Here is a 443-nt window from a genome sequence, read left to right as displayed (position 1 = left end):
CTGGCAGCTGGGTGAAGGTCACACCCAGGCTCGACAGGGCGCTGTCGACGTCGGAAATGTTGAAGTCGTTCCAGGTCAGCACCAGCGGCGTGTCTTCGACGCCAGTGACGGCGCCGCCAGTGGCGACCGGTGCGTCGTTGACAGCGATCACATTCACCGTTGTCGTGGCGGTGTTCGAGGTATTAACGCCGTCGGTCACCGTCACGGTGATGATGCGAGGCGTGGTGCTCGGGTTCTCGCTGCTGTTGATGAAGGTGATGTTCTTGATCGCCTGGATATAGTCGGCCAGCGACGCAGCGCCGCTCAGGGTCAGGACTACCTTGCCGTCTGTGCTGTTGGCGTTGATCGTGATGCCGTTGACACTGTTGCCCAGGTTCAGCGCATCACCCGGCTGGCGGTTGGTCAGGGTGACCGTTGCGCCCGTCAGCTGCGAGCTGTCGAAG

The 443-nt window shown here is 62.1% G+C and carries 1 protein-coding gene; it reads right to left on the bottom strand.

The window, feature by feature from the left end; translation table 11 throughout:
* The coding region (locus D7X55_RS46500) for an Ig-like domain-containing protein (protein ID WP_147470502.1) at positions 1–443 on the bottom strand (443 nt) is incomplete at both ends.

Source organism: Corallococcus sp. AB049A (assembly GCF_003668885.1).
Lineage (GTDB): Bacteria > Myxococcota > Myxococcia > Myxococcales > Myxococcaceae > Corallococcus > Corallococcus interemptor.
Note: the sequence above shows the minus strand (reverse complement) of the source record. Positions and strands in the feature narration are given on the sequence as shown.